Annotated in this window: 16 protein-coding genes and 1 tRNA gene; 6 read left to right on the top strand and 11 right to left on the bottom strand. The window is 72.6% G+C overall.

The window, feature by feature from the left end; genetic code table 11:
* Positions 1 to 44 precede the first annotated feature (44 nt).
* The 3 genes from ACIRD3_RS29705 to ACIRD3_RS29695 form a co-directional block, all read right to left on the bottom strand.
* Positions 45 to 260 carry a DUF397 domain-containing protein gene (locus ACIRD3_RS29705; protein WP_402222781.1) on the bottom strand — a complete coding sequence of 72 codons (216 nt, stop codon included), beginning with the start codon at positions 258 to 260 and terminating at the stop codon, positions 45 to 47.
* Positions 257 to 1,120, bottom strand: a complete 864-nt coding sequence (locus ACIRD3_RS29700; RefSeq protein WP_402222780.1) for a helix-turn-helix domain-containing protein — start codon at positions 1,118 to 1,120, stop codon at positions 257 to 259. Before ACIRD3_RS29700 ends, ACIRD3_RS29705 begins: the two co-directional genes overlap by 4 nt.
* Positions 1,121 to 1,661: 541 nt before the next feature.
* Positions 1,662 to 2,408, bottom strand: coding sequence for a GPP34 family phosphoprotein (locus ACIRD3_RS29695; RefSeq protein ID WP_402222778.1), 747 nt, complete (start codon positions 2,406 to 2,408; stop codon positions 1,662 to 1,664).
* A gap of 298 nt (positions 2,409 to 2,706) precedes the next feature.
* Here ACIRD3_RS29695 and ACIRD3_RS29690 point away from each other — a divergent pair, with 298 nt between their 5' ends.
* Positions 2,707 to 5,160 (top strand): D-alanyl-D-alanine carboxypeptidase, encoded by a 2,454-nt coding sequence (locus tag ACIRD3_RS29690; RefSeq protein WP_402222776.1) that lies wholly within the window; start codon positions 2,707 to 2,709, stop codon positions 5,158 to 5,160.
* 168 nt (positions 5,161 to 5,328) lie between these two features.
* Here ACIRD3_RS29690 and ACIRD3_RS29685 read toward each other — a convergent pair whose 3' ends face one another.
* Positions 5,329 to 6,864: a glycosyltransferase family 39 protein gene (locus tag ACIRD3_RS29685; protein WP_402222774.1), complete on the bottom strand. Its 1,536-nt coding sequence runs from the start codon at positions 6,862 to 6,864 to the stop codon at positions 5,329 to 5,331.
* A 168-nt stretch (positions 6,865 to 7,032) separates the two neighbouring features.
* Here ACIRD3_RS29685 and ACIRD3_RS29680 point away from each other — a divergent pair.
* Positions 7,033 to 7,105 (top strand) — tRNA-Arg (locus tag ACIRD3_RS29680).
* A 77-nt stretch (positions 7,106 to 7,182) separates the two neighbouring features.
* Here ACIRD3_RS29680 and ACIRD3_RS29675 read toward each other — a convergent pair.
* Together ACIRD3_RS29675 and ACIRD3_RS29670 are read right to left on the bottom strand one after the other, a co-directional pair.
* The gene (locus tag ACIRD3_RS29675) at positions 7,183 to 8,064 is read right to left on the bottom strand and encodes a carbon-nitrogen hydrolase family protein (protein ID WP_402222772.1); all 882 of its coding nucleotides are present in this window, start codon (positions 8,062 to 8,064) and stop codon (positions 7,183 to 7,185) included.
* A gap of 42 nt (positions 8,065 to 8,106) precedes the next feature.
* A complete protein-coding gene (locus tag ACIRD3_RS29670; protein WP_402222770.1) occupies positions 8,107 to 9,099 on the bottom strand; it encodes a phosphatase PAP2 family protein in 993 nt (330 codons plus the stop codon).
* Positions 9,100 to 9,521: 422 nt separating this feature from the next.
* Here ACIRD3_RS29670 and ACIRD3_RS29665 point away from each other — a divergent pair, with 422 nt between their 5' ends.
* Together ACIRD3_RS29665 and ACIRD3_RS29660 are read left to right on the top strand one after the other, a co-directional pair.
* Positions 9,522 to 10,493: a sigma-70 family RNA polymerase sigma factor gene (locus ACIRD3_RS29665; RefSeq protein ID WP_402222769.1), complete on the top strand. Its 972-nt coding sequence runs from the start codon at positions 9,522 to 9,524 to the stop codon at positions 10,491 to 10,493.
* A 113-nt stretch (positions 10,494 to 10,606) separates the two neighbouring features.
* Positions 10,607 to 10,861, top strand: a complete 255-nt coding sequence (locus ACIRD3_RS29660; RefSeq protein WP_402222768.1) for a hypothetical protein — start codon at positions 10,607 to 10,609, stop codon at positions 10,859 to 10,861.
* A gap of 25 nt (positions 10,862 to 10,886) precedes the next feature.
* Here the strand turns inward: ACIRD3_RS29660 and mscL are convergent, their stop codons facing one another.
* From mscL to ACIRD3_RS29640, 4 genes are all read right to left on the bottom strand, one after another.
* Positions 10,887 to 11,306, bottom strand: a complete 420-nt coding sequence (gene mscL / locus ACIRD3_RS29655; protein ID WP_402222766.1) for a large conductance mechanosensitive channel protein MscL — start codon at positions 11,304 to 11,306, stop codon at positions 10,887 to 10,889.
* A 596-nt stretch (positions 11,307 to 11,902) separates the two neighbouring features.
* Positions 11,903 to 12,208, bottom strand: coding sequence for an FmdB family zinc ribbon protein (locus ACIRD3_RS29650; protein ID WP_402222764.1), 306 nt, complete (start codon positions 12,206 to 12,208; stop codon positions 11,903 to 11,905).
* Positions 12,209 to 12,347: 139 nt separating this feature from the next.
* Complete coding sequence (locus tag ACIRD3_RS29645; RefSeq protein ID WP_402222762.1) at positions 12,348 to 13,805, bottom strand: MFS transporter; 1,458 nt, start codon at positions 13,803 to 13,805, stop codon at positions 12,348 to 12,350.
* 273 nt (positions 13,806 to 14,078) lie between these two features.
* Complete coding sequence (locus ACIRD3_RS29640) at positions 14,079 to 15,563, bottom strand: potassium/proton antiporter (protein ID WP_402222760.1); 1,485 nt, start codon at positions 15,561 to 15,563, stop codon at positions 14,079 to 14,081.
* A 242-nt stretch (positions 15,564 to 15,805) separates the two neighbouring features.
* On the opposite strand from ACIRD3_RS29640, the gene ACIRD3_RS29635 reads away from it, so the two are divergent.
* Entirely contained in the window at positions 15,806 to 18,523 is a 2,718-nt protein-coding gene (locus ACIRD3_RS29635) for a penicillin acylase family protein (RefSeq protein ID WP_402222759.1), read from the top strand.
* A 56-nt stretch (positions 18,524 to 18,579) separates the two neighbouring features.
* Here the strand turns inward: ACIRD3_RS29635 and ACIRD3_RS29630 are convergent, their stop codons facing one another.
* Positions 18,580 to 19,164, bottom strand: a complete 585-nt coding sequence (locus tag ACIRD3_RS29630; protein ID WP_402222757.1) for a 5-formyltetrahydrofolate cyclo-ligase — start codon at positions 19,162 to 19,164, stop codon at positions 18,580 to 18,582.
* A gap of 62 nt (positions 19,165 to 19,226) precedes the next feature.
* On the opposite strand from ACIRD3_RS29630, the gene ACIRD3_RS29625 reads away from it, so the two are divergent.
* Positions 19,227 to 20,186, top strand: coding sequence for a GGDEF domain-containing protein (locus ACIRD3_RS29625; protein ID WP_402222755.1), 960 nt, complete (start codon positions 19,227 to 19,229; stop codon positions 20,184 to 20,186).
* Positions 20,187 to 20,220 lie beyond the last annotated feature (34 nt).

The following is a 20,220-nucleotide window of genomic DNA, read 5'->3' as shown; positions in this document are numbered from 1 at the left end:
CACCGCTACGGGCAACTGGTCCGAGTGCGGAAGGCCGGGGCGGGTCAGCCCGGGAGATCACCGAAGGCGCCGCCCGCAGCCGCCGAGGCGAAGGCGTTCCAGGCCTCGGTGGTGAAGCGCAGTTGCGGCCCCAGGGGATCCTTCGAGTCCCGGACGGCCACCTCCCCCGCGCCGGGGACGGCGACCTCCACGCAGGCGCCCTGGCCCCCGCTGTGACTGCTCTTGCGCCAACCGGTTCCGTACTCGGACGGGGTGATCATTCGTGGAATTCCTTCTCGATGTCGGCTATCAGCGACCGGCTCTCCGCGACACCGAGTGCGGCCGCTCTCAGGTAGTCGTACAGACCGGTATAGCGGCGCACATCAGCCTCCTTCTCCAGGTAGAGATCGCTCGTCACACCTTCGAAGTAGACAACCGTGGAATCGGCTGACTCCGGGAACTCCAGCAGGGAGAATGTCCCGGTCATGCCGGGATGCGCCCCGTGCGAGAACGGGATCACCTGGATGGTGATGTTCGGCCGGGTGCTGAGCTCCAGCATCTGCTGCAGCTGCTCGGCCATCACCGCCTTGCTGCCGACCTCGCGGCGCAGCACCGCCTCGTCTATGACGGTCCACAGGCTGCCCAGCTGGTTCTCGCCGTGGACCCGCTCCTGCCGCTTCATCCGGACCTGCACCCGGCGCTGCACGGCGATCGCGTCGGTGTCCGGCTGGGTGCCCTCGACCACGGCCTGGGCGTACTGCTCGGTCTGCAGCAGGCCGGGCACGAAGGAGGACTCGTACGCGCGGATCGAGGAGGCCTCGGCCTCCAGCCCGATGTAGACGCTGTACGGCGTCGGCATGTCGTTGAAGTCGTGCCACCAGCCGCGCTGGCGCGACTCCTTGGCCATCTCCATCAGGCTGGCGCGCATCTGCTCGTCGGTCACCTTGTACACGTCGCAGAGGTCCCGCACGTCCCGCTGGCTGATGCTGCGGCGCCCGTTCTCCAGCCGACTGATCTTCGACTGGGAGACCATCAGCCGTCCGGCGACCTCCTCCGCCGTCATGCCGAGGCCCTCACGGAGCTTGCGCAGCTCGGAGCCGAGGCGTCGGCGGCGGACGGTGGGATTGACGTTGGCGGACACTTCGACCTCCGGCCGGACCTCTCGTGATCGTTGGAGCGGGAGCCCTCGGAACACTTCGGACATTGGGACCAACCCCCCTGACTTGGAGCAGCATGTCACCTTGGGCCAGGTCGGCGCCGGGGAATCACAGCAGCGCGGTAGAACAGATCATCGGAAAAGCGCTTCCGCGAGACAGCGAAAGCCCCCAGGTGGTAATGCGGCTCGGCGACTCGTGCGGACAGTGCGGCGGAGAGCCCCCGGACCGCGTCGCACGTGCCCGTGGCACGTACGGGGGCGGGCGGCTGCGGGCCTCCGGGGACGGCAAGAGGGGCGGTCGCCGGGCGACTTGCGTCGCGGGGCGACCGCCCCTCGGTGCTTCTGGTGCTTCCGGTGCTTCCGGTGGTGCTCGCAGTGCTCATGGTGCGAGTGGTACCGGTGGTACTGGTCGCGCATCGGCGCGCTCGGCGCCTCCGGGAGGCGCGTGCGGTGCGGCGCGCGCCGTCGGGCGTGCGGTGCGGCGTACTGCCGGGCGCGGTTCAGCGGGTGGTTCCGCGGACGTGGTTCAGCGGACGCCCACCCGGGAGGCGGGGACCCGCCCGCCCGAACCCCGGCCCGCCGTACGGGAACCGGAACGGCCGGGAGCCGCAGCGGTCCCGGGGCTCTGGGACGAACGGTTCTGCTGCGCCGGCAGGCCGTTCTGCACGTCCATCACGGCGTGCGCGACCATCCCGCCGAGCGGGTCGTACCGGATCAGGTCGCGCAGCCGCGACCGCGAGGACCGACCCTCGTTGCCCGGGTACAGGTGCTTGCCCAGGCCCACCGAGTGGGCGAGCGCGGCGAGTGCGGCGGTCCGCGGGTCCGGCGGCACGCCGGTGCGGATCGCGGTGTCCAGCCGTTGCTTGATCGCGGCGTTGGTGCAGTCGTCGGACGCCTGGTACCGGGTCGTCGGCAGCACTCCGCACACCTGGCCCGGCACGGCGGTCACCATGCCGCAGCGCTCCAGGTGCGCCAGATAGGTCTGCCGCAGCCCCAGCCGGGGCCCGCCGATCCAGTGCGCCGCGCGGACCGGACTGCCGCGTCGGCGCAGCAGTTCCAGTGCGTGGTCAAGGGTCGGGTCGCCGGTCGGCCGTGCGAGCACGACTGCGATCCGGTCTCCCTCCGGTACGATCCGTCCGGCCAGGGACAGCTCGACGAGCTGCGCCCCGGCGAGTCCGAGGTCGAGGGTCTGCGGCTGCGCCGTGGTACCCGTGGTCGGGTCCAAAGCGAGCAGCAAGAGTTCCTCGGGAACAGTTCTGCGGCTCTTGCCCATCCAAGCCTCCCCGCGTGGATGAGAGACAGGGTGACGCCTCTCACACGGGCTTGTCGAGTACGCCTCCGAATCGTGACCTTGCGGTGAAGGCGCGGAACCGGCGGCCGCGGGCCCGGCGTCTGACCGGTGAACAGGCCGCGGTACGGCTGTGCGATGGCAATAAGGGCCGGTCGGGCGGGGTGTGCGCGGTGGGATCGGCCGCCGGTGGCGGAGACTGTACAGGTACACGGGGCGGGGCGTCGGCTTCCCGAAATCGGGTTCGCCGGTGCCCCGCCGGGCGTTGAGGAGGCTGGGATACGTGGGCGAGTCCCCCGACAGGGTGCTGAGGGACGGCGAGCGGGAGCGGGACCGGGAGCGCGAACGGACCGGTGCGACGGCGGCCGGTGGCGTCGAGTCAGCCGAGCCGGCCGGGTCCGCGGAGGTGGCCGAGTCCGCCGAGTCGGCCGGGGGCGGGTCCGGCGCGGCCGCTGCCGGGGCGTCAGCCGCGTCCGCCACCGGGGCGGCCGACGGATCCTCGGTGGGGAGCTCCGGCGAGGCACCCGTGAAGGCGGCCTCCAAGGCGGCCTCCAAGGCGGCCTCCAAGGCGGCCTCGAAGGCGGCTCCGGCGGGGGCCTCGAAGGCGTCCGACGACACTCCGGCGGGGGCCTCGAAGGCGTCCGACGACACTCCGGCGGCGGGGGCCAAGGGCGGCTCGACCGTACAGCTCCGCGTCCGGGATGTGGACAGCAAGACGACGATGCTGCGGCTGCCGGTGGACAACAAGACCACCGCGCTGCGCCTGCCCGGGGAGCTGCTGAAGGGCGCCGGCAACGGCGGTTCCAGCGACGAGGGTGCGGAGAAGGAGTCGCCGTCGACGGCCGACGCGGCCGAGAAGCCCGCTGGGCGTCAGGCCGGGGCCGACCCGCGTCTCGCCATGCGGACGGCCGGCGCGGTCGCCGAGCAGGCGGCGGAGCAGAGGGGGAAGGAGAAGGAGGAGGAGAAGAAGAGGACGGCGGCCGAGCCCGCCGAAGCCGACGCCGAAGCCGAGTCCGAAGCCGACTCCGGAGTCGTCGTCGACGACGCGGACGACACCGTCGCCGAGGACTCCACCGCCGACTCCTCCGCCGAGACCTCCGTCCCCGCCGCCTCCGCCTCCGCCGCCCCCGACGCGCTGACCGAGACCGGGCAGCCCGGTCAGAAGCCGGGCCGGGCCGAGAAGCTGGAGAAGCCCGGGCCGCTGCGCGTCCCCGCCGCCCCCGCGGCCGGAACCGTCCCCGAGCCCGAGCCGGAGCCGCACCCGGAGCCCCGGCCGGTCCCCGAACCCGAGCCGACCCCCGGCCCGGAGCCGTTGCCGAAGCCTGCTCCCAAGCCCGCACCCGTGCCGCCGCCGGCCCCGAAGCCGCTGCCCGAGCCCGACCCGCGCCCGGTGCCGCCGGTCCCGCCGCTGCCGAGGCCGGAGCCGCTGCCCGCGCCCGAGCCGCCGCCGTCGCCCGAGAACACCGCGGAGGCGATGGAGGTCCTGGCGACCCTCAACGCCCGCCCGGTCTCGCCGCTGCGCCGCGCCCTCAAGCGGATCACCATCTGGACCGTCTTCCTGGCCGTGGTGCTCGGCGCGGTCGTGGTGGCCCAGCTGCTGCGTCCGCTGCCGGATGCCACGGTGAAGATGACCGCCGCGGGCAGCTACAACTTCGCCGGCGACCAGCTGGACCTCGCCTGGCCGGCCAAGGGCCAGTCCGCGGCCGAGGTGGTCGGCGTCGGCAGCCTCGGCAGCTCGGGCCAGGAGGCGCCGGCCCCGATCGCCAGCGTCACCAAGGTGATGAACGCCTACCTGATCCTGCAGAAGTACCCGCTGAAGAAGGGGGAGAGCGGCCCCAAGATCACCGTCGACAAGCAGGCCGCGCAGGAGTCCGGCAACGTCGACGAGTCGAAGGTGACGCTCACCGAGGGCCAGGTCCTCACCGAGTACCAGGCGCTGGAGCTGCTGATGCTGCCGTCGGCCAACAACGTGGCCCGGCTGCTCGCCCGCTTCCACTCCGGCTCCGAGGCGGAGTTCGTCAAGCAGATGAACGACACCGCGGCCAAGTTCGGGATGACCAACACCATCTACGCGGACCCGGCGGGCTACAACGCGGACACCAAGTCCACCGCCAAGGACCAGCTGAAGCTGGCCGAGCAGGTCATGCAGGACGAGATCTTCCGGCAGATCGTCTCCACCCCGGAGACCAACTTCAACAACGTGAAGATCCCCAACACCAACAACCTGATCAACCCGAAGACCGGCGTCATCGGCGTCAAGACCGGCTCCAGCACCCCGGCCGGCGGCTGCCTGATGTGGGCCGCGTACAAGGAGATCGGCGGCGTGAAGCGGCTGATCCTCGGCGTCACCCTGGGCCAGCCGGCCACCTCCCCGGCTCCCGGCGACGGCATCCTGCCGACCGTGCTGAAGGTCAGCGGCAAGCAGATCCAGGCCGCGCAGAACGGCGTGACCGGTCAGACCGTGGTGAAGAAGGGCGACGTCGTCGGCTCGGTGGACGACGGGCTGGGCGGCAAGGTCCAGGTCGTCGCGACCAAGGACCTGGTGGTGGCCGGCTTCCCGGGCGTCTCCGGCACGGTCACCCTGGACGCGGCGAAGATCGGCCACAGCGAGAAGGCCGGCAAGGAGGTCGGCGTCCTGCGGGTGGGCTCCGGCGACGGCAAGCTGGAGGTGCCGGTGGCCCTCCAGTCCGACCTCAACCCGCCGTCCATCCAGTCCCGGCTGCTGCGCATGCTGTGAGCAGGTGGGCCGCTGAGCAGGTGGGCCGCTGAGCCGCTGAGCCGGTGAGCCGCTGAGCCGGTGAGCCGGTGAACGACCGCACCACCGCACCACCGCCCGAACGCCGAAGGGGAGCCGGTCCGCACCGGCTCCCCTTCGGCGTTCCCGTTCCCGCCCCCGCTCCCGCGGCTACGTGTCCGGGTCGAGCAGCGCGAGCGTGAACCCGCCGAGCGGCGTCACCTGGTCCGGGGTGCCGTACCGGGTGCGGAGCAGCTGCGCCTGGTCCGTCGGCACGGCGCCCAGCGGGTCCGGGGTGTCGCCGAGGACGAGCAGCCAGATCCGGGTCACCGCGCCCAGGCAGGCCTCCGGCTGCGGGCACGGCGTCGGCGAGAGGTCCTCCGCGTCCTCGGCGCTCTGCGCGACGAACACCGGGTACGGGCGGACGTCCGACGGCAGGTAGTAGGCGACCCCGGGCCACACCATCGCCCAGGACTGGTTGCCCAGCGGGGCCGCCATCCCGTCCCCGGCGCGGTAGCCGGCGGCGATCGTCCGGGCGGCCGCCTTGTACGGCTCCTCCGAGTCGTTGTGCGAGCCGACGTACCGCACGGGGGGCTGCTCGGGCAGGGCCGCCACGGCCGGTACGGCCAGCAGTGCGCCCGCCAGCAGCCCGGCCGCCAGGACGGCCCGCCGGGGCGCCGTACGGCGTCGCACGAGGGCCGCCAGCGCGCCGTACGCCGCCCCGACCCCGCCCCCGGCCAGCACCGCCCAGGCGGGCACCGTGAACAGCAGGTACCGGTCGACGAAGTACGAGGTCCCGCCCAGGCGGGACACCAGCCAGACGCTCACCACCGGCAGCTCGGCGAGCAGCAGCAGCTGCCAGGCCTGCAGCCGCCGGCCGGGCAGGGCCAGCGCGGGGAGCGCCAGCAGCACGAAGGAGTAGAAGACCAGGTCCGAGCCGAACAGCTGCTCGCCGAAGCGGGCCAGGCCGCGGAGGGAGGGCGTCATTATCCAGCCCAGCTGCCGGTCCGACTGGCGGCTGCCCAGCAGCATGATCGGCACCACCGGCACCGCCGCCACCGCGACCGCCAGCGGGTACCGCCACAGCAGCCGCCGGTCCGCGGCCTCCCGGGTGCGCCACAGGTGCAGCGCCACCAGGGCGACCTGCCCGGCCACCGTGCTGAACGAGATCAGGTGCCCCGCGCCCGCCAGCGCCATGGCCGCGCAGTACGGCGCCCAGCGCCGCCAGGTCGGCCGCTCCAGCGCCCGCAGCAGGAAGAAGGTGGCGGCGGCGATCGCGAGGGTCACCAGCGCGTACGAGCGCGCCTCCTGGGCGTACCGGGAGACCAGCGGCGGCACCGTGAACAGCAGCCCCGCGCCGATCGCCGCCACCCGGCCGCCGAACAGCCGCCGGGCGGTGACCGCCACGAAGGCGGCCGCGCCCGCCATGGCCAGCACGGACGGCGTCCGCAGCGCCACCGTCGAGTCCCCGAAGACCGAGGTCCAGCCGTGCATCAGCAGGTAGTACGCGCCGTTGCTGGCGTCGATGTGCTGGAGCAGCCGCAGCAGGTCGTCCAGCGAGCGGGTGGCCACCGTCGAGGTCGCGATCTCGTCCCGCCAGAGATCCGGCGTCCCCAGCCGGTACCCGCCCACCGCCAGCATCACCAGCGCGGGCCACAACCACACCTGCTCCAACAGCCGGACGACCGGGCGCACAGCAGGTCTCATCTGGTCCTTCGTCTCCTTCGCGGGGTGCGCCCGGGCGGATCGGGCTCCTCCCGGCAGGCTACTTGACAGCTCCTGACACCCCGTCGGCCACCCGTGCCCCCGCCTGCGACGCCGCCTCCCACCCCTGATCCGGTACGCTGTGAGCGGCCTCGCCACAGCCGGGGCCGCGCCTCAGTAGCTCAGGGGATAGAGCACGGCTCTCCTAAAGCCGGTGTCGCAGGTTCGATTCCTGTCTGGGGCACGACGAACACGCAGGTCGCAGGCCTCCGCCCAGCCCGGGTCGGGGGCCTGCGGCCTTTGCCGGGCCGGCCACGGGGGTCAGGTCAGCCGGACGAGGGTGCGGGGTTCGGTGGGGCGGGCGGTGGCGAGGGCGAGGTCGGCGAGCAGGGTCTCGTTCTCGCGGGTGGTGCGCAGGACGGCGGGGTCCAGGTCGACGATGACGACCTCGCGCCGGTCCTCGCTCGCCTCGGCGAGCAGCCGGCCGTCCGGGCCCCAGACCGCGCTGCCGCCACAGGTGTCCCAGGGGCCGGTGCGGCCGACGTGGTTGGACAGCACCGTGTAGAAGGTGTTGTCGAGCGCCCGGGCGGGGAACCAGGTGCGGGACTCGTGGTGGCCGTGGCCCTTGCTGAACAGCGCGCCGACCAGGTAGGCGTGGCAGCCGTCGAGCGCGGCGGCGCGGGCGTGCTCGGGGAAGCCGGAGTCGTAGCAGATGCCGAGGCCGAGCCGCCAGCCGTCCAGCTCCAGGGTGCAGCCGGCCGTTCCGGGCCGGTAGAGCTCGCGTTCGGACTTGAACAGGTACTGCTTGTCGTAGCGGGTGACGAAACCGCCGTCCGGGCCGAGGACGAGGGCGGAGATCCGCAGGTCGGCCCCGTCCTGCACGGCGGCGCCGACGACGGCCGCGGTCCCCGTCTCGCGGCACGCGTCGGCGATCGGCGCGAGGCGCGGATCTCCGGGCTGGACGGCGTACTCGCGGGGATCGCTGCGGATCAGCTCGGGCTCGTACCCGGAGAGGAACTTCTCGGTGAAGAGCACCAGCCGGGCTCCGGCGTCGGCGGCCTCGCGGATCAGCTCGGCGGCCTGGACGGCGTTGGCGGATATGTCGCCCGCCACGGCCCGGGTCTGGACGGTGGCGATCCGGAGCGGCTGCCCGGGGTGTCCGGCAGGGGCGGTGGCGGGGGTAGGACCAGCGGTGGTGGACATGGCCGTCACGCTAGCGGACGGCCTCGCTCCGCTGACGTGGCCTCAGCGGACGGCCTCGGAGGATGGTCCCGGTGGACGGTCCCGGTGGACGGTCTCAGCGCAGTCGCGGCGCACGTCGTCGGGCCGGTCGGCGGCGGCCTCCGGCACGCCGCCGTCGTGATCCTCGTCCCGGGTCGCCGCGTCGCCGCCCAGCGGCGAGTCGTCCAGCACGGAGTGGTCCAGCGGCGACTCGTCCAAGGGCGAGTCGTCCAGGGGCGGGTCGTCCAGCGGGTCGGTGGCGCGGGGCGGTCGGCCGGGGGCCACGATGACCCGCTGGACCCGGGGCCTGGTGCGCCAGTTGACCCGCCGTACGTCGCGGGCCAGCGCGCCGGGCCGCCAGAGCTCGATCACGGCCGTGACGGTGCCCAGCACGATCCCGGCGGCCAGCCACCCGCCCAGGACGTCGCTGGGCCAGTGCGCGCCGAGCGCGATCCGGGTCCAGCCGATGGTCAGCACCGTCGCCGCCGCCACCGCGCAGGCGGCGGTCCGGCCGCGGCGGTGGACCCGGTACCAGACCAGGCCGACCAGGACGGCGCAGGTGATCGCGGAGGCCATGGCGTGGCCGGAGGGGAAGGCCGGGCCGCCGGCGTGCGAGACCGGATCGGTGAAGGCGGGGCGGTCGCGGTCGAAGGCCGCCTTCAGGGCCCACAGGGCGCCCCAGCCGACCAGGGTCTGGGCGGCCACCCAGCCGGCCAGCACCCGTGCGCCGATCAGCCAGAGCCAGACGGCCGCGAGCCCGAGGAGCGTACGCATCGTGATGGTGCTGCCGATGTCCGAGAGCGTCTGCACCGCTGCGGTCCAGATCCGGTGCTCCCGGGCGTAGGTGTGCAGTTCGCCGATCCACTCCTGGTCGAAGCGCTCCAGCGGGTGCCAGTGGCTCGTCACCAGAGCCGCCAGGAGGCCGAACAGCGCGGCACAGCCCACCGCGAGCGCGGTGTCCCGAAGGAGACTGCGCTTACGCGCAGTGACGGAGTTCGTGCTGTTGGTCAGGTGCATGGCTGACACCTTCCCAGTGTCCCGCGCCGATCAGGACCTCGGGTGATAGCGATTTGGCATCGTTTGTGCGGAGGTCCTGCGTGCGCCGGGGCGTGGGCGCGGGCGGAAACCGGGGGTGCGTGGGAACGCGTGCGGCCGTGCGCGGGTTCAACCAAGAGGCGACGTGCGCGTGAGGGCCGGGTGAAGAAAACGCTCCGGGGGCGGTCGCGCGAGAGCACCGGACGTGCCCGGGTGGTCACCGAGCGTCCAAAGTCGGGTGAAAACCGGCAGGATACTGCATCGCGCGGAAGAATCGGAGTGACTTGGGAATGTTGTCCGGAATCTGTTCGTTGGATCGTTACGTGTGAGCCCCACTCGGGCCCGCACTTCTTGCCCTCGGGGCAGGCAGGCAGACCTCGGCAACACCAGCAAAGGGAGCAAGCATGGCCACCCGTGCCGTCGTTCGCGACAGGGCCGACCGGACTCGCGCGGCCCGCCCGACCAACCTCGAGGCCGACCGTGACCTGGTCGGCATGTACCTCGACGAGATCGCCAGGACGCCCCTGCTCGATGCCGCCGAGGAGGTCGAGCTCTCGCTGCGGATCGAGGCCGGGGTGTACGCCCAGCACCTGCTGGACGAGGACGAACTCCCCGCCGGCGCCACGCGTGAGGAGTTGGAGGCGATAGCCGCCGACGCCGAGCGTGCCAAGGACGTCTTCATCCGCTCCAACCTCCGGCTCGTGGTCGCGGTCGCCCGCCGGTACCCGCGCAGCGGCCTCCCGCTGCTGGACCTGATCCAGGAGGGCAACGCGGGCCTGGTGCGCGCCGTCGAGAAGTTCGACTACGCCAAGGGCTTCAAGTTCTCCACCTACGCGACGTGGTGGATCCGGCAGGCGATCACCCGCTCCATCGCCGACCAGTCCCGGACGATCCGGCTGCCCGTGCACCTGGTGGAGGAGCTGGGGCGGATCCGGCGCGTGCAGCGCGAGAAGTCCAAGGAGCTGGGCCGCGAGGCCGAGCCTGCCGAGATCGCGGCCGAGTTGGACACCACCGAAGCCCGGATCAAGGACGTGCTGGACTGGGCGCGGGACCCGGTCAGCCTCAACATGTCGGTGGACGACGAGGGCGAGACCCAGTTCGGCGACCTGGTGGAGGACACCGGGGCGACGTCCCCCGAGGACGCCGTGATGGTCATGCTCCGCCGTGAGGAACTGGACGACCTGATCGGGCGGTTGGACGACCGCACGGCCTCGATCATCCGCTCCCGGTACGGGATGGAGGACGGCCGCGAGCGCACCCTCACCGAGGTGGGCAAGCAGCACGGCCTCACCCGCGAGCGGATCCGCCAGATCGAGAAGCACGCGCTGGCCGAACTGAAGAAGATCGCCGACCATGCGGGATTCGAAGCCGCCTGACCGGCAGGCCGGTCGAGCCCACCCGGGCCCTGGTGCGGAGCGCTCCGCACCAGGGCCCGAGGCGTGCCGGCGGGCTCTTAGGCTGGAGTGAGCAGGACGGGACAGGACGGGACATGACGCACGACGGAGTGGACAGGGTGAGCGAGCAGGAGCAGGAGCAGGGGCGGCAGCAGCAGGGACAGGGACAGGACCAGGAGCACGGCCAGACGCCCGCGGCCAAGGCCAGGCTGGTCTTCCGGGACCCGCTGGACCAGCAGTCCCGGGACGACACCGACGCCGGCTGGAACGAGCGCTCCGGGTCGGGGGAGAGCGGCGGGCGGGGGCTGGACTGGTACCTGAGCCAGCGCCCGCCGCACCACGGGGGTTGAGGGACGGACGAGGACGGTCGGCGCCTCAGCGCAGCGGCGAGACCAGCGCGTCGCGGATCTCGGTCAGCAGTTGGACCTCCTTGGCTTCCGCCTCCGCCGCCACCTCGGCGGGGGTCTTGCGGCGCGCCGCCAGCCGGTTCATGGGCACGATCAGGGCGAAGTAGACGACGGCCGCGGTGATCAGGAACTGCAGGACGGCGCTGAGCACCGATCCCCACAGGATGAGGATTCCGGACGTGACCTCACCGGTCGGGCCGACCTCGCAGGGCCCCTTGAGGCAGGAACTGTAGGACCCCAGGTCCTTCGTTCCGAAGACGCCGACAATCGGATTGATCACGCCTTTGACGAAGGCGTTGACGATGCTGGTGAATGCCGCGCCGATGACCACGGCGACGGCGAGTTCGACGACATTTCCGCGCAGCAGGAATTCCTTGAAGCCCTTCATGCCGCCTCGAACGACGAAGTCGTCACCGGGTTACGGGTGATCTTCCGCAGTTCCGGACTGACAACCCGTCCGGCTCAGCGCACCCCCGCCCGGAGGCGGCTGCCAGGCCCGCGCGGGCCCGAGCGCGAGCGCCGCGGCCACCGCGAGAAGCACCAGCGCGGGCACCCCGGCCCGCCGCCGCACCGCGCTGCGCCAGCGGTGCCACCCGCCGCACCCGCGCCGGATCGGCGGGAAGCTGGGCACCTCCTGCCGGGGCGGCACGGTGGGCGCGGGCGGGGGGACGGAGTAGCTCGCGGTCGTCATCGACGCACCTCCGGAAGGTCGGGCGGTCGGCCCCGGTGGACCGGCTGACGACCCCCACGGTGCACACCCCGGGCGAGGCCGGAAAGCCCCTTCTCCCAGCCTGTGGACAAACCCGCCCCTGTGGACGACTTCGTACACTCACACAGGTGATTCCGGCCCGTCGGGCTGACGGGATCCGTGTCCCGAAGCCGCCGCCGCACCCCGCGGATCCCGCGAGGGAACGCGGAAAGACCCGCCGCCCCGCGTGAGAACGGGGTCGACGGGCCTTTCCGAGGACTACGGGGCGGCCGGCCTCAGCTCGCGGCCGGAGCCGGGCTGGACGGCGCCGAGGAACCGCTGCCCGAGGTGGACGGAGCGGACGACGCGGTGGTCGACGTCGACGAGGTCGACGACGAGCCCGAGCTCACCGAGCTGCTGGAGGAGGAGCGGCTGTCGGTCCGGTAGAAGCCGGAACCCTTGAACACGACACCCACTGCGGAGAAGACCTTGCGAAGCCGTCCCTGGCAGTCGGGGCACGTGGTCAGCGCCTCGTCGGTGAACTTCTGCACCGCCTCCAGGCCGTTGCCGCACTCGGTGCACTGGTACTGGTACGTGGGCACTTGTCTTCCTCCTGGCACTCTCGCCTGATGAGTGCTAACGATGGTCAATGATGCGGCATTCCGCTGGATCAGTCCAGCGACTCCGGTGTGAGATCGGCCCCGCTCCCGCCCCGGCGTCCGGCCGCGGACCACCGCCCGCTCAGCCCTTGGCCGCGCCCACCAGCTGCGCGGCGCCGGCGCGCTCCCCGGACCCGACGGCCGACCCGGCAGCCGGCCCGGACACCGGATCCGCGGCCGACCCGGCCATCGAAACCCCGGCCGAAACCCCGGCCGGACCCGCGGCCGAACCCGCCGCGGAGCCGGACCCGGAACCCGCGCCCGCCCCCGGCGCCACCAGCAGGTGCCGCAGCGAGAACAGCGCGAGCAGCCCCAGGCCGGCGCCGATCACCGGCACCAGGAACCCGGCCGACGGCCCGTGCCCGTCGATCAGCTTCCCCGCCACCATCGAGCCGACCGCCAGGCCCAGCCCGATGGCGCCGGTCAGCCAGGTGAAGGCCTCCGTCTTGGCGCCGTCCGCGACCAGTGTCTCGACCAGGGTGTAGCCGCTGATCAGGGTCGGCGCGATGGCCAGGCCGCAGACCAGCCCGGCGACGGTGAGCGCGACCAGGTTGGGCATCGCCCACAGCGTGGAGCAGCCCAGCACCAGCAGGGCGAAGCTGGCCAGCATCCGCTGCTGGACGGGCCGCCGCCAGGCGATCACGCCGTACAGCACGCCGGCCAGCATCGAGCCGCCCGCGAAGATCCCGTACACGGTGCCGCCCGCGTCGTGCTGTCCGACCGAGTCGGCGAAGGCGTTCACCGAGACCTGCATGCCGCCGAACACCGCGCCGACCCCGAGGATGGACCCGGCGAGCAGCCGGACGCCGGGGGAGGAGATCGCGGAGACGCGCTGGACGCCGGGCTGCGGCACGATCCGGGCGGGGGCGGTGCGCCGCTGGGCGGCGAAGGCCAGTCCGCCGACGACGGTCAGCGCGCCCTCGGCGATCAGGGCGGTCGCCGGGTTGGCGAGCGCGGCGATGCCGGAGGCCAGGATCGGGCCGATCACGAAGGTGAACTCGTCCGTGACGGACTCGAAGGCGAAGGCGGTGCTCACCCGGGCCGCCGAGGCGTCGGACGGGCCGTCGGCGGTGAACCGGGCGATCCAGCGGGCCCGGACCATCGCGCCGATCTGCGGCACGCTCGCACCGGCCGGCACGGCGGCCAGGAACAGACTCCAGGCCGGCGCGTGGCCGAGCGCCAGCGCGATCAGCGCGGCGACCGAGGCGCCGTGCACCAGGACGGTCGGGACGAGCACCGCGGCCTGCCCGTACCGGTCGGCCAGCCGCCCGGTCTGCGGCCCGATCAGGGCCTGGGCGACGGCGGCGACGGCGGTGACGGTACCGGCGGTGCCGTACGAGCCGTGGGTCTGGGTGACGAGCAGCAGGATGCCCATGCTGAGCATCGCGTACGGCAGTCGTGCGACGAGGGCGGGCGCCAGGAAGGTCCAGGCCCCGGGGGTGCGCAGCAGCTCCCCGTACCCGACGCGGGTGGGGGCCTGGGCTGCGGTGGTGTCCGCGGTGCTGTCCGCGGAGGTGTCGACCGTTCGGCGGGCCGTCACGGTCGGTCCTTCCTGCTGCCTGGTAGCGCGGCAGGGCATGGGGTGGCCCCGACGGCGCCGAGAGTCGTCCTCTCGCGCGTCGACCGGGGTAGATACCGGGTCGGGCCCGGTGTGGTTGCCGGGGGCCGGACCGCGGCCGCCGAGCGGTCGCGCCAACTCTGCGTCAGGCAGATGCTGGGGGTGGTCTAGCGGTGGTTATACGGCGTGGTCGAACCAGCATACAGTTACGCGCGTAGATTCCGCCAGTCCACCCCCTTTCCGCAGGCCCCGGCCTCAGCGCCCGTTGAGCCACCCGGCGAGCTTGCCGCCCCGGTCCACGGCCCGCAGCCGCCGCTCCGCCGCCTCGCTGACCTCGTCCGTGGTGACCACCAGCAGCTCGTCCCCGCCGCGCAGCACCGTCGTCTTGTCCGGCACGAAGGAGTTGCCCTCGCGCACGACCAGGGTGACCGCCGCCCCCTTGGGCAGCCGCAGCTCGCCGATCTCCACGCCGGACATCCGGGAGGCGGGGGAGAGCGCGACCGACAGCAGGTGGCCGTGCAGCTTCTCCAGCGGGGCGGACTCGATGCCGAGGTCTTGGCCCATCGCGCCCTCGCCGATCCGCAGCCGCTTGGCCACCCACGGCAGGGTGGGCCCCTGGAGCAGGGTGAAGACGACCACCAGGATGAAGACGATGTTGAACACGTCCTCGGCCTTGTGCGCGCCGGTCACCACCGGGATGGTGGCGAGCACGATGGGCACCGCCCCGCGCAGCCCGGCCCAGCTGAGCAGTGCCTGCTCGGCGGCCGGCACCTTGAACGGGGTCAGCGAGACCACCACCGACAGCGGCCGGGCCAGGAAGACCAGCACCGCGCCTATCACCAGGGCGGGCACCACCGAGGAGCCCATGGTGGCCGGCGTGCAGAGCAGCCCGAGCAGGACGAACATGCCGATCTGCCCGATCCAGGCCAGCCCGTCGGCGAAGCCGCGGACGGCGGGTCCGTGCGGCAGCTTGGAGTTCCCGAGGATCACCGCGCAGGTGTAGACGGCGAGGAAGCCGGAGCCGTGCAGCAGCGCGCCGCCGGCGTAGGCGAGCACGGTGAGCGCCATCACGGCGATCGGGTAGAGGCCCGAGGAGGGCAGCGCGACGTGCTTGATCCCGTACGCGCCGAGCTTGCCGACGGCGAAGCCGATCGCCGCGCCGATGGCCAGCTCGGCGAGGATCGTGCCGACCAGCACGTACCAGGGGTCCAGTTCCCCGGTGGTGGCGAAGGCGACGACCAGGATGACCACGGGGGCGTCGTTGAAACCGGACTCGGCCTCCAGCAGGCCGGTGAGCCGGTGCGGCAGCGGGACCATCCGCAGCACCGAGAAGACGGCCGCCGCGTCGGTCGAGGAGACGATGGCGCCGAGCAGCAGCGAGGTCCGCCAGTCCAGGCCGACCAGCCAGTGCGCGCCGGCCGCGGTGGCGAACACGCTGACCGCGACGCCGACGGTGGCGAGCACGGTGGCGGCCGGCATCACCGGCTTGATCTCGCGCCAGCTGGTCTTGAGGCCGCCCTCGGCCAGGATCACCACGAGCGCCGCGTAGCCGATCACCTGGGTGAGTTCGGCGTTGTTGAAGGTGAAGCCGATCCCGTTCTGGCCCAGCGCCACGCCGATCCCCAGGTAGATCAGCAGGCTGGGCAGCCCTGACCGGGTGGAGATCCGCACGGCGACCACCGCGAAGAGGAGGATCACGGAGGCTTCGAGGAGGAGCTGGTTCAGATGGGAGACGTTCACGCAGGGGCACCTCGGGCAGGCAGGGGCGGACGGGGTGTCTGGTGGTGCTGTGAGGTCGACCCGCGTTAAGAGGGCGTCAATGCTCCCCTTGCGGATCGTTACTCAGTCTAACATTTTGCCATATCTTTAGCTTGGTCCCCCGTTCACGGTGCCCGGCCGTCTCGGCCTAATGTGGTGCCCTGTCACGGCCGCAGGCCCTGAACACGCCCGCCCGCCCCGAAGTCAGGACCGCAAGGACCCAGATGCCCCGCTCGAAGAAGTTCCGGCGCGCCCGTCTGTTCGTGATCGTGCTGGTCGTGCTGCTGGTGGCCGGCGTCGGCTACGGCGGCTACCGCGGGGTCACCGCGGTCCGTGCCTCGTTCCCGGAGGTGGACGGCAGCGTCAAGGTCGCGGGCCTGAGCGCGCCGGTCGACGTCAAGCGGGACGCCAACGGCATCCCGCAGCTGTACGCCGACACCCCCGAGGACCTGTTCCGCGCCCAGGGCTACGTCCAGGCGCAGGACCGTTTCTGGGAGATGGACGTCCGACGGCACATCACCGCCGGCCGGCTCTCCGAGATGTTCGGCGACGGCCAGGTCGACACGGACGCCTTCATCCGCACCATGGGCTGGCGGCAGGTGGCGCAGAAGGAGTACGACACCAAGCTGACGCCGGAGACCAAGAAGTACCTGCAGGCCTACGCGGACGGCGTGAACGCCTGGCTCTCCGAGCACCCCGGCGGCGAGAAGGCCTCGCTGGAGTACGCCCTGCTCGGTGCCGTCAACAGCGGCTACACGCCCGAGCAGTGGACCCCGGTCGACTCGGTGGCCTGGCTCAAGGCGATGGCCTGGAACCTCTCGGGGAACCTCCAGGAGGAGGTCGACCGCTCGCTGCTGGCCCAGGACTTCAGCACGGACAAGATCGCCGAGCTGTACCCGGACTACCCGTACGCCCGCAACGGCACCATCGTGAAGACCGGCACGGTCAACGGCGACACCTACCGCCCCGCCGACGGCTCCGCGCAGCCGGGCGCGGGCAACGGCACCGCCACCGCCCAGGGCGCGGCCACCACCAAGGCGCTGCTGCAGGGCCTCACCGACCGGATCGACGGGATGCCGCAGCTGCTCGGCCGCCCCGGCCAGGGCATCGGCTCCAACTCCTGGGTCGTCGCCGGCACCCACACCACCACCGGCAAGCCGCTGCTGGCCAACGACCCGCACCTCGGCCCCGGCCTTCCCTCGGTCTGGTACCAGATGGGCCTGCACTGCCGGACGGCCTCCCCGGCCTGCCAGTTCGACGTCTCCGGCTTCACCTTCGCGGGCATGCCCGGCGTGATCATCGGTCACAACAAGGACATCGCCTGGGGCTTCACCAACCTCGGCGCCGACGTCACCGACCTGTTCCTGGAGAAGGTCACCGGCCCGGACACCTACCAGGTCGACGGCAAGGACGTGAAGTTCGAACTCCGCAAGGAGACCATCAAGGTCGCCGGCGGGGAGGACCGCACCATCACCGTCCGCACCACCCAGACCGGCGCCCCGCTGATCTCCGACCAGCGCAGCGAGCAGCAGAACGTCGGCAAGTACGCCCCCAACGGCACCTCCGCCCCCGACCGCGGCACCAGCGGCTACGGCGTCGCCCTGCAGTGGACGGCGCTCAGCCCCGGCAAGACCATGGACGCCGTCTTCGAGCTGGACAAGGCCAAGAACTGGGACGAGTTCCGCGCCGCCGCCAAGGACTTCACCGTCCCCGCGCAGAACCTGATCTACGCCGACGCCAAGAACATCGGCTACCAGGCCCCGGGCACCATCCCGGTCCGCGGCAAGGGCGACGGCACCTACCCCGCGCTGGGCTGGGACTCCGCGTACCAGTGGAAGGACCCGATCCCCTTCAACGCGCTGCCGTGGAGCCTCAACCCCTCCTCCGGCTACATCGTCACCGCCAACCAGGCCGTGGTGGACCCGGGCTACAAGTACAGCCTCACCAAGGACTGGGAGTACGGCACCCGCGCCAAGGAGATCACCGACCAGATCGAGGGCCTGCTCAAGAACAACGGCAAGATCTCGCCGGACGACATGCAGACCCTCCAGCTGGACAACACCAACGTGATGGCCAAGACGCTGGTCCCGCTGCTGCTCAAGCAGCAGATCGACGACCCGTACGTGCGCGAGGCCCAGGACCTGCTGAAGGACTGGAACTACCACCAGGACGCCGACTCGGCCGCCGCCGCCTACTACAACGGCGTCTGGCGCCAGCTGCTCACCCTCGCCTTCGGCCAGAAGTTCCCGGCCGACCTCCGGGCCAAGGACAACTGCCTGCTGGTCCGCCAGCAGGACGACCCGACCAAGCCGGACAGCGCCACCAAGATCGTCACCGAGTGCGGCACCCGGGACCCGGGCAAGGCCCAGCCGGACGGCGGCGACCGCTGGACCGAGGTGGTGCGCCAGCAGCTGGAGAAGCCCGACAGCTCGTGGTGGACGTACATCGACTCCCAGCACAACGTCCAGAAGGGCCTGGACAACCTGCTCAAGGAAGCGATGAAGAACGCGCGCCAGGAGCTGACCTCGCTGCTCAGCAAGGACGTCTCCAGCTGGAGCTGGGGCCGGCTGCACAAGCTGGAGCTCAAGGAGCAGACCCTCGGCACCGACGACTCCTCGATCGCCTCCGGCGTGCTCCACAAGCTGCTCAACCGCGGCCCCTACCGCCTCTCCGGCGGCTCGGCGGCGGTCGACGCGGCCGGCTGGAACGCGGCGGCCGGCTACCAGGTCGACTGGATCCCGTCGATGCGGATGGTGGTCGACCTCAACGACCTGGACTCCTCGCGCTGGATCAACGTCGGCGGCGCCTCCGGCCACGCCTTCCACGACAACTACAACGACCAGACCGACCTCTGGCTCAAGGGCAAGCTGCTCACCTGGGCCTTCGGCCCGGACGCGGTCGAGAAGGCCACCAAGCACAAGCTGGTGCTCACCACCGGCTGACGCCCGTACGGACACCCGGCGGCCCCGTTCCCTCCAGGGAGCGGGGCCGCCGCCGTTCACGCCTCCGGTCCCAGCCGCAGCACCCCCGAGGGCGTGACCGCCAGGTCCACCGGCCGGTCGTGCGGCTCGGCGGGCACCCGCTCCAGCAGCTCGTGCTCGTACAGCAGCACCGCCAGCACCGGCCGTACGCCCGCGCGCCCCAGCCGGGCCAGCACCCGGTCGTAGCTGCCGCCGCCGCGGCCCAGCCGGAGCCCGGCGCGGTCCACCGCCAGGCCGGGCAGCAGCACCACCGAGGCCGCCGTCACCGCCTCCGGGCCCAGCCGCGGGCCGACCGGCTCCAGCAGCCCCCGCCCGGCCGGCGCCAGCTCCCCGGGGCCCGCGTACTCGGCCCAGTCCAGGTCGTTGTCCGCCAGCAGCACCGGCAGCAGCACCCGCACCCCGCGCTCCCGCAGCGCGTCCAGCAGCGGCCGCGTCCCGGGCTCGGCGCCCACCGAGACGTACGCGGCGACCGTGGCACCCGGCCCGGCCAACTCGCCGGCATGCCCGGCCAGCGCGAGCGCCGCGTCCTCGCGCTCCCCGGCGGGCAGCTCGCGCCGCCGCGTCAACAGCCGTGTCCTCAGGTCGCTCTTCTCGTTGTGCACCGGATCCTCCACGTCTCCAGACCGTCGACGCGCAGAGCCTGCCACGCGAAAGGGCGCCCCGATTGTCCACCCCGCTGCTGGTCCAGGCCCTGGCCGCGCTGAGCGCCCCCGCGGTGGCCGGCGCCACCGTCCTCGGCCTGCGGGTCCGGCGCGAGCGGGCCGAGGCGGCCGCCGGCGCGCAGCGGCAGGGCGCCCGGATCGCCGAGCTGGAGGAGCGCTGCGCCGAGCTGGAGCGCACCGCCTCCTGCGACCCGCTCACCGGCGTGTGGAACTACCGCCACCTGCAGCTCACCCTGGACCGGGAGATCGAACGGGCCCGCCGGGCCGAGCACTCCGAGCAGGGCGAGGGGCCCCGCCCGCTCGCCGTGCTGATGCTGGCCATCGCCGGCTTCGACACCGTCGTCGCCGAACACGGCCGCGCCCGGGCGGGCGCGATACTGCGCGACCTCGCCCAGCGCCTCGCGATGGAGATCCGCCGGGCCGACACCCTCGGCCGCTACGGCGGCGAGGAGTTCCTGGTGGTACTGCCCGACACCGGCGCGGAGGGCGCCGCGCAGGTCGCCGAGCGGCTGGTCTGGTCGGTCCGCAGGCACCTGCTGCTCGACTGGTCCTCCGGGACGCGCGAGCCCCGCCCGGCGCACGGCAACGGCCTCACCGCCGCGGCCGGCGTCGCCGTCCTCCCGGAGGACGGCACCCACGCCGCCGTCCTGCTGCGGGCCGCGGACACGGCGCTCGCCGAGGCCCGGGCGGCCGGCGGCGACTGCTGGCGGATCTCGCCGCGCGCCGCCGGCCGCTCCGCCGCCGGCCCCGCCGACCAGCCCGCCGAGCGTCCCGGCGACCACCCCGCCGCCGCGCTTCCCGGGCCCGTCACTTCCGGTACGGATCACGGCCCGACTGCCGAACGTGACCGTTCGGAAAAGCCGGGTAGTCTGTCGCCCTGTGCCGGCGGGGACCCCCTCGCCCAGCCGGTCCCATCCCATACGCCAGCCTCTGTGGCCGTGCCCCGCGACGTGCTGTCCTAGCCGTCCGACCGCGCTCGGCCGGGCGAAAACGTGC

Origin of the sequence: Kitasatospora sp. NPDC093550, from assembly GCF_044764985.1 — a bacterium.
GTDB lineage: Bacteria > Actinomycetota > Actinomycetes > Streptomycetales > Streptomycetaceae > Kitasatospora.
The sequence above is the reverse complement of the archived record's forward strand: the minus strand, read 5'-3'. Positions and strand labels throughout refer to the sequence as shown.